This is a genomic window from Herbidospora daliensis, from assembly GCF_001570585.1.
Lineage (GTDB): Bacteria > Actinomycetota > Actinomycetes > Streptosporangiales > Streptosporangiaceae > Herbidospora > Herbidospora daliensis.
Genome location: NZ_BBXF01000002.1, coordinates 1,419,753 through 1,427,593, shown reverse-complemented (window position 1 = coordinate 1,427,593; position 7,841 = coordinate 1,419,753). Strand labels below are relative to the sequence as shown.

Genomic DNA, 7,841 nt, shown 5'->3' with positions numbered 1-7,841 from the left:
GCGCACGGCGGCCCCTACTCGGCGGGGGTGGTCGCTCAGCCCTGCGTGGCGGTGTCGAGGCCCGCGCAGATCTCCTGCGGCGTGGCCTCGCCATAGGCTCCGGCCAGGACGGTCGTGATCGGGTCGGAGGCCGACCCGATCCAGACGTCCGGCAGGACCGCGTAGTCGACGGCCCCGTCGAGGCCAAGAGACGCCTTCAACAGCGGGTCGGTCGCGTAGGAGGCGAAGTCGCCGGTGGTCGGCGGCACGATGCTGCTGTCCTTCACGAAGTCGCCGACCGTGGCGTCGTCGTAGAAGCGGGTGACGAGCTGCTTGACCAGGTCGATCTTCTCCGGCGAGGCGCCCCGCTTGGTGATCATGAAGCCGACGCCGGTGAAGCCCTGGTAGGCGGTCGGCTTGGTGAAGGCCGACCCGCTCGGCACGGGGAACCCGCCGAGGGTGGTGCGGGTCTCGATGCCGGTTCCCGCCGCCTTCGACTCCGTGTACGCCCACGACCCGGCCGACATGATCGCGGCCTTGCCGGAGTAGTAGGACGCGTACATGTCGTCGGCCGACAGGCCCGCGACGTTGTCGACGAACACCTCGGCGTCGCGCAGGTCGGTGAACAACTCGATGCCCTTCAGCACCGACGGGGTGGCGCAGTAGCCGCCCTCCCGCATGACCTTCTGCATCGTCGCGGCGTCGGTGAACGACTGGGCGATCTGGTAGAAGAGCTTCTGGCCGGTCCAGTCGTTGCCGCCGACGGTGATCGGGCCGATGCCGGCCGCGCGCAGCTTCTTGGCGGCGTCCTTGAGCTCGTCGGTGGTCTTCGGCGGCGCGGCGACCCCGGCCTTGGCGAGCAGTTCGGTGTTGTACCAGAGCGGCCAGCCGAACCCGGAGTAGGGCAGGCCCTGGACGCCGCCGGCGGCCTTCCACTCGTTCAGCGCCTCGGGCTTGATCTTCCCTTCGAGGCCCCAGTCCTTGACGTACTGGTCGACCGGGACGGTGACCCCGGCGTCGAGCCAGCCGACGGTCTTGTCGAAGAGGTTGACGATCACGAGGTCGGGCGACTTGCCGGCCGCGACGGCGGTCTCCACCTGGTCGTCGATGGCCTCCAGGCCCTCGGTCAGGTTGACGGTGATCCCGGTCTCGGCCGTGAACTTATCGAAGACCCGCTTCTGGGCCGCGGCGGCGGAGTTGCCGGCCGTCCAGCGGGTGACGACGTCTATGGAGCCGCCCTGGGCGGCCGGGGGCTCCTCGGCGGAGGTGCCGCAGGAGGCGAGGGCGAGAACAAGAGCTCCGGCCGCGAAGGCGATGCGACGCATGGGGCTTCCTTTGCTGCTGGGGTGTGCTGCACCACAGCAAACAGGACCGGACGCCCCGGGGTCAATAAGAAAGATTAGTAATCTATTAAATGCTCGACCCTCGGGTCACCAGCGCCGCGGGCACCGCCCTGATCACCTTCGCCGGGGCGCCGGCCAGGATCTCCCGGAGCGCCTCCCCCACCAGTTCGCCGAGAGCCTGCACGTCGTGGCTCACCGCGCTGAGCGGCGGCTCGGCCAGCTGGCAGAGCGCCGAGTCGTCCCAGGCGATCAGCGAGAGCACGCCGGGCACGGTCATCTGAAGACGGGCCGCCTCCTGCAGCGCCCCCAGCGCCATGACGTCGTTGTCGAAGACCAGCGCGGTCGGCCGGTCGTCCATCTGCGCCAGCGCCGCGACGGCCCGGACCCCGGCCGCCTCGGAGTAGTCGCCGTCGAACGTGGTCGTGCGCACGCCATGCCCGGCCGCGACCTCGTCGAACGTGCGGCGGCGGATAATCGTGTGGGCCATCTCGGCCGGTCCGGCCACGTGGCCGAGGTGCCGGTGGCCCTTCTCGACCAGCTTCGCGACCACCTCGCGCATCGCGACCTCGTCCTGCGTCCACACCGCCGGCAACCCCCGCGCGGTGACGGGGTCGCCGATCACGACCGCCGGCAGGCCCAGCTCGCCGACCAGCGCCACCCGCTCGTCGCCCGGCAGCAGGTCGATCAGGATGACCCCCTGCACCTGGTCTGCGGCCGCCCACTCCCGCATCCGCCCGGACGCCTGCGCCACCGTCGCCACCACCTGCAGCAGCACCGGCACGCCCAGCGGCACCAGCACCCGTTCCATGCCCGCGATGAACTCGTGGAAGAACGGCTCGGCCCCGAGGACCTCTGCGTCTCGCACCAGGGCGAGCCCCACCGGCGTGCCCGCCCGCGGACCAGCGACCATCGACAGCCTCCTCGTGAACTAACCTCGTGGCACGTAAAGGTAATGCCGGTGAAGGTGGAAGGGGTCACGTTGGCCAGGCGAGAGTCCGCGGCTGCGGGACCCGGGAGCCGTGCGCTCGTCGTCGACCTCATCCGGTCGTCGGGCCCGATCAGCCGGGTGGAACTCGTCAAGGCGACCGGCCTGACCCAGCCGACGATCTCCAACATCGTGCGCCGCCTGCTCGACGACGGGGTGGTGCGGGAGACCGGCGACACGGTGGCGACCGGCGGCAAACCGCGCACCATGCTGGTCATCAACTCGCGCTCGGCGTACGGCGTCGGCATCCGCGTCGGCGCCGACGCGCTGACCTGCGTGGTCACCGACACCCGCGGCGGCACCATCGGCCGCGAACTCGTCGCGGTCTCCGACGACCTGGTCGCGCAACTGGCCGCGCTCTACCACCACGTGACCGCCGGGCTGGGCCTCGCCCCGCAGAGCGTGGCCGGGCTGGCCGTCGTCGCGCCCGGCCCGGTCGACGTCGCCCGCGGCCGGTTCCTGGCGGTGCCCGGCCTCGAAGAGCTCGACCTGCGGCGTGAGCTGTCGGCGCTCGGCGTGCCGGTGCTGGTCGACAGCGACGCCGCCGCCGCCTCCGTCGGCGAGTTCTGGGGACGCCAGGTCTCCCGCGACCGCACCTTCGGCTGCCTCTACATGAACTCGGGCATCGGCTCGGGCGTCGTCCTCGACGGATCGCTCCAGCGCGGCGCCAGCTCCAACGCGGGCGAGATCGGCCACGTGTCGGTCGTGCGCGACGGCGCCCTCTGCCGCTGCGGCAACCGGGGCTGCCTGGAGCTCTACGCCGCCCCGGCGGCCCTGGTCGCCCGCGCCCGCACCATCCCCGGCCTGGCCGACCGCCTCGGCGTCCGCCCCGACGACCCCTACCCGCGCGCCTTCGACGTGCTCGCCCGCGCCGCCGTCTACGGCGACGACCAGGCCCGCGCGCTGATCGACGAGTCGGCCTCGCTGCTGGCCGACGGCGCGCTGACCCTGGCCAACCTGTGGGACCTCGACACGCTTGTGCTCGCGGGGCCGGGCTTCGCGGTCGCCGGTTCCCGGTACGTCAGCGAGATCCGGCGCCGGCTCGGCGAGAGCGCGTTCTCGCGGCACGTCCACCCCGTGCAGGTCGACCTGTCGAGCAACCCGCGCGACTCGGCGGCCATCGGCGGCGCGGCCCTGGTCCTCCAGGGCTCGGTCGCCCCCGGCCACGGCCCCCAGGTGGCCGCGCCCCAGGATTAGCTGAGCTTAGGCTGGCGGGGTGGCCGTCGACCGAACAGTTCTTCTGCAGGGCGAGAGATCCACCACGGGAACGCTGGTGTTGAATCCCGGTGAAGAGGTCACGTTCGGGCGTGGCGCGGAGAATCATCCCGTCGATTTCCCGCTGGCCCATCCCGAGGTGTCCCGCCTGGCCGGGGCCGTCACGGCCGTGCACGACTTCTGGATGCTGACCAATTTCAGCCACGACTCCACGCTGGTCGTGGAGAATCCGGAAGGCGGCGGCGAATACGTCAAAGTGGCGCCGGGAAGGGCCGCCGCGCCCATTCCCTTCGAATTCGCGCGGGTCGTGCTGCCGGTCGCCGTCGGCGAATGTTCGTTTCTCGTGTTCGCCTCGCAGCACCGTTTCGTCGACCGCGCCCGGCCTCATCACGGCGAGCCGACGTTGTCGATGTTCTCGCTCGACGAGTCGGCGAAGTACTTCCTCGTCCTGGTCGCCCTGTGCGAGCCGAAGCTGCGCGACTGCGCGTCCACGGTGATCCCGACCGTGCCGCAGATCCTCGACCGGATCGGCGGCGCCGACCTGACCCGCAGCGGGGTCAACTTCCACATCGACTACCTGGCGCGCACCAAGCTGCGGGTGAAGCCCGACGGCGAGACCCGCAAGGCAGACTGGCAGCGGGCCTCACTCGTCTCGATCGCGCTGCGCTTCGACCTCGTCCGCGAGGAGCACCTGAAGCTACTCGACGGCTGACGTGGGCAGATAGCGGTCACGGGCGGCGCGCACCTTCTCGACGTGGGCGCGGAAACGCTCGGGCACCCCGTTCTCCCTTCGGATCACGTCGTCGGAGCTGCGGAAGGCCGCCGCGCCCAGCAGCCCCGGGTCGCCGGGCACCGACGACATCAGCGGCAGCCTGACGCACAGGTACCGCCCGACCGCCGGGATCGAGTCGTGCACCGTGAGCGGCGGTTCCGGCACGGTGCCCCGCCGGTCGTTCGGCAGGTAGTACTGGAGCACGCTCGGCGTCCAGCGGGCGATGCCGTATTCGTGGTTGTCGGGGTCGGACAACGCGGGGTCGAAGTCGCTCTCGGCCTTCAGCATGCCGGCGACCAGCGCCGGGCTGAGCCCCGGCTCCTCGCACATCGTGCCCGCCTCGACGATCAGTTCCTTGTACTCGACCGGGATGTCGGTCGCCGCCGGGTTCAGCCACCGCGCGAAGGGGTCGTGATAGAGGTCCTGGACGGTCGAGGCCGCCGTACAGCCGATGACCAGGAGCCCGGCCACGACCGACCGGGCCAGCCGCCTCGGGAGCGGGGTGGTCGGGTCGGGCGCGCCGTTGAGCACGCGCGCTCGGTGCAGCAGGTCGAAGGCGGTCGGCCGGGCCCGCGCGTCCCGGGAGAGGCACGCGGCGATCCACGCCCGCCAGCCCTCGGGGATCGACGCGGGCAGGTCGAGGCCGCGGTGCCCGGCGGCGTACTCGGCCGCGGCGACGTAGCGGCCGCGCGCGGTCGGCGCGGCGAACGGGTAGCGGCCGGTGAAGAGCTGGCAGGCCGTGACGCCGAGGGCCCAGATGTCGGCCGAGGTGCGGACCGCGTTGCCCTTCACGGTGAGGGGCTCGCTCCAGCGTTCGGGCGGCAGGTGGTCCATCGACCCGATCGGCGGCAGGTAGCCGTGGGTGCCGTGCAGTTCGGCGCTCAGCCCGAAGTCGGCCAGCCGCACCGAGCCGTCGGCCATCAGCAGGATGTTGCTCGGCTTCAGGTCGCCGTGCACCCACTTCTGCTCGTGCATGTGCGCGAGACCCTCGCAGATCTCGGCCAGGATGCGCGGCGTGCGCCGTACCGCGACGCCGTCTTCGACCAGATCGGCCAGCGACCGCTCCGCCCGCTCGGTGACCAGCACGCACGCGCCGTCGAGCTCGGGCCGCGCGGCGTCGTCGACCGTGATGATCTCGTGCAGGCCGATGAGCCGGTCGTGCCGCAGCTGGTCGTGCAGCCGGATCTCGCGCTGGGCCATGTCCCGCAGGTGGCGCACCTGCCGGCGGGTGACGGTCCCTGTCGGCAGGAACTTGAGCGCCGACACCCGCCCGCACGACCGCCTGCCCTCGTAGACGCTGGCCCAGCTCCCCGAGGCGATCGGCCGCGTGACCTCCCACTCCCCCACCTGATAGCCGGCTGGAACCGTCACAGCCCAGGCGTCGTCGACCACTGACATGACACCATCCCCGATTGGCGCTGACAGATCCTTGTCAGTGTGCCGCGCTTATCGGGCGAGACCGGTCTGTGACCTCACATCTGGCGCGTTCAGGCAACGCCCTTCTGGTGCAGCGACAACCATGACAATCCGTCGCTCGGCCCGTCGGGCCGCCACGCGATCGGCATCTGCACCAGGACCGACAACCCGCGTCCCGACGACGGCTCGATCTCGACCGTGCCTCCGTGCAGAACGACCTGCTGGTGGATCAGGGTCAGGCCGAGGCCCGTTCCGGGGCTGCCCGCGCGGCGGCTGAAGCGGTTGAACGCCTCCTGGTGCAGTTCGCGCGGCATGCCGGGGCCGTCGTCGGCCACGCGGAGCAGGGCCACCGTGCCCTCCACGCGGACCGACAGCTCCACCCGCACCGTTCCGTGGGGGCCGACGCCGTGGACGGCGGCGTTCTCCAGGAGGTTGTCGACGATCATGCGCAGGCCCTCGGGCCAGCCCCTGACCATGGCCGCGTCGGGGAGGTGGGCGACGAAGCGGGCGTGGCGGTGCCTTCGGGTCGCCTCCTGTACGGCCACCTCGCTCACCCCCGCCAGGTCGACGTCCTTCAGCGAGTCGGGTTCCATCAGTTCGCCCCTGGCCAGCTGGCGGAGCATCGTGATGAGGCGTTCGACGCGGGCCTGTTCCATGGCCAGGTCGCGGATGACCTCGACGCGGTCCTCCGGCGGCAGGGTCGGGTAGCCGAGCAGGGCGATGTTGCCGCCCATGCTGGTCAGCGGGGTGCGCAGTTCGTGGGCGGCGGTGGCGGCGAAGGCGCGGGCGGTCTCCAGCGCCTCGGCGGTGCGGTGCACGGCCTCGTCGCGGCGGTCGAGGAGGCGGTTGACCAGGCCGGCCAGCTCGTCGATCTCCCGGGCGCGGGTCTTGCGGGTGAGCCGGCCGTTGCCCGCCTTCACGTCCTTGGTCAGGCGGGTCAGCGGGCGGAGCGTGAACCGGCCGAGGGTCAGCCCGGCGGCGGCCCCGGCGGCCAGCGCGATCAGGGTGGCGATCAGGAGCTGGTCGTACAGGTCGGAGATCTGGGCCTGGAGAGGGCCCTGCTCCTCGAAGATCCACAGGCGGCCGCGGCGGCCCAGGTCGGTGCTGACGTAACGCCAGGTCCCGTCGGTCGCGGGCGCCGTCGCCGGGGGCGGCAGTTTCGGCGGGACGGCGCCGATGACCAGCGGCTGGCCGCGGACCGGGTCGACGTACACGCCCTCGGACGACTCGCCCTCCGGGGGGCGCAACCGGAGCGGGCGCTGGGTGTGGTTCAGGGCGAGCGGGGTGAACGCCTGGAGGCGCTGGGTCAGCCGCGCGTCGCGGGCGGTCTCCAGGTCGTCGACCGACAACCGGACGAACAGCAGCCCGGCCAGCCCGACCAGCAGCGGCATCAAGAGGGCCACGCCCAGCGCGAACCGGGTCGACAGTCTCACGACCGGACCCGCAGCACGTAGCCGACGCCGCGGACCGTCTCGAGAATCCGGGGCTCGCCCTCGGCTTCGAGTTTCCTGCGCAGGTAGCCGATGAACGTCTCGACCGCGTTGGCGGTGACCGCGAAGTCGTAGCCCCAGACGCGTTCGAGCAGCACCTCGCGCGACAACACGATGCCGTGGTTCCTGGCCAGCACCTCGAGCAGGTCGAACTCCCGCCGGGTGAGCGAGAGGGGGCGTCCGTTGAAGACGGCGTCGCGGCCGTCGGTGTCGAGCACCAGCCCGCCCGCGCGCACACCCGAGCCGACGGGCGCCGCCGCACCCGCCCGGCGCAGCAGCGCCCGCAGCCGCAGCGCCAGTTCGGTGAGGTCGAACGGTTTGACCATGTAGTCGTCGGCCCCGGCGGTGAGACCGGCGACGCGGTCGGCGACCTCGTCGAGGGCCGACAACATGAGGATCGGCACCTCAGAACCGCGGCGGCGCAGTTCGGCGCACACCTGGATGCCGGTCACGCCGGGCATCGAGACGTCCAGGACGATCGCGTCGACCCGGTCGGCTATCTCCAGGGCGGCCTGGCCGCCGCCGGCCGCCTCCACGGCGAAGCCTTCCAGGGTGAGCCCGCGCCGCAGCACCCGGAGAATCGCCGGGTCGTCGTCGACGGCCAGGATCCGGTGTGCGCCCATCTGCTCTTACCTCCTCCG

At 71.8% G+C, this 7,841-nt stretch carries 7 protein-coding genes; 2 read left to right on the top strand and 5 right to left on the bottom strand.

Features of this window, described 5'->3' with window-relative positions:
* Positions 1-35: 35 nt before the first annotated feature.
* Entirely contained in the window at positions 36-1,304 is a 1,269-nt protein-coding gene (locus tag AW274_RS13095; RefSeq protein WP_062431271.1) for an ABC transporter substrate-binding protein, read from the bottom strand.
* Between the two features lie 85 nt (positions 1,305-1,389).
* Positions 1,390-2,232: a LacI family DNA-binding transcriptional regulator gene (locus AW274_RS13090; RefSeq protein WP_198169159.1), complete on the bottom strand. Its 843-nt coding sequence runs from the start codon at positions 2,230-2,232 to the stop codon at positions 1,390-1,392.
* Positions 2,233-2,301: 69 nt separating this feature from the next.
* Here AW274_RS13090 and AW274_RS13085 point away from each other — a divergent pair, with 69 nt between their 5' ends.
* Positions 2,302-3,504, top strand: coding sequence for an ROK family transcriptional regulator (locus AW274_RS13085; protein WP_062431968.1), 1,203 nt, complete (start codon positions 2,302-2,304; stop codon positions 3,502-3,504).
* A 76-nt stretch (positions 3,505-3,580) separates the two neighbouring features.
* Positions 3,581-4,234, top strand: a complete 654-nt coding sequence (locus tag AW274_RS13080; protein WP_198169158.1) for a hypothetical protein — start codon at positions 3,581-3,583, stop codon at positions 4,232-4,234.
* Here AW274_RS13080 and AW274_RS13075 read toward each other — a convergent pair.
* The 3 genes from AW274_RS13075 to AW274_RS13065 form a co-directional block, all read right to left on the bottom strand.
* A complete protein-coding gene (locus tag AW274_RS13075; protein ID WP_063813258.1) occupies positions 4,220-5,692 on the bottom strand; it encodes a serine/threonine-protein kinase in 1,473 nt (490 codons plus the stop codon). The two genes, AW274_RS13080 and AW274_RS13075, sit on opposite strands and share 15 nt — an antisense overlap.
* Before the next feature lie 89 nt (positions 5,693-5,781).
* Positions 5,782-7,143 carry a sensor histidine kinase gene (locus AW274_RS13070; protein ID WP_062431267.1) on the bottom strand — a complete coding sequence of 454 codons (1,362 nt, stop codon included), beginning with the start codon at positions 7,141-7,143 and terminating at the stop codon, positions 5,782-5,784.
* Positions 7,140-7,823, bottom strand: a complete 684-nt coding sequence (locus AW274_RS13065; RefSeq protein WP_062338085.1) for a response regulator transcription factor — start codon at positions 7,821-7,823, stop codon at positions 7,140-7,142. The genes AW274_RS13070 and AW274_RS13065 overlap by 4 nt, the downstream gene beginning before the upstream one ends.
* Between the last annotated feature and the right edge of the window lie 18 nt (positions 7,824-7,841).

Bases quoted from the DNA above. Each gene is read 5' to 3' on its own strand.
- AW274_RS13095 (WP_062431271.1), bottom strand. From the start codon at position 1,304: ATGCGTCGCATCGCCTTCGCGGCCGGAGCTCTTGTTCTCGCCCTCGCC.
- AW274_RS13090 (WP_198169159.1), bottom strand. From the start codon at position 2,232: ATGGTCGCTGGTCCGCGGGCGGGCACGCCGGTGGGGCTCGCCCTGGTG.
- AW274_RS13075 (WP_063813258.1), bottom strand. From the start codon at position 5,692: ATGTCAGTGGTCGACGACGCCTGGGCTGTGACGGTTCCAGCCGGCTAT.
- AW274_RS13065 (WP_062338085.1), bottom strand. From the start codon at position 7,823: ATGGGCGCACACCGGATCCTGGCCGTCGACGACGACCCGGCGATTCTC.